At 54.8% G+C, this 294-nt stretch carries 1 protein-coding gene; it reads left to right on the top strand.

All coding sequences use genetic code 11. The annotated features are described in order from the left end of the window. A partial coding sequence (locus TSA1_RS27670; RefSeq protein WP_145984436.1) for a GDP-mannose 4,6-dehydratase occupies window positions 1-294 on the top strand: 294 nt, incomplete at both ends.

Raw genomic sequence — 294 nt, 5'->3', positions numbered from 1 at the left:
AAACCACGCCGTTTTATCCCCGCTCGCCGTACGCCGTTGCAAAGCTTTACGCCTACTGGATTACGGTCAACTACCGCGAAGCCTATGACATGTATGCCTGCAACGGCATTCTCTTCAACCACGAGTCTCCAGTTCGTGGCGAAACCTTCGTGACCCGAAAGATCACGCGCGCTCTGGCGCGCATCCATTTGGGACTTCAGGAACGACTTTACCTCGGCAATCTGGATGCCTTGCGCGATTGGGGACACGCGCGTGACTATGTCGAAATGCAATGGCTGATGCTGCAACAAGACA

It is taken from the genome of Bradyrhizobium nitroreducens (assembly GCF_002776695.1).
GTDB lineage: Bacteria > Pseudomonadota > Alphaproteobacteria > Rhizobiales > Xanthobacteraceae > Bradyrhizobium > Bradyrhizobium nitroreducens.
The sequence above is the reverse complement of the archived record's forward strand: the minus strand, read 5'-3'. Positions and strand labels throughout refer to the sequence as shown.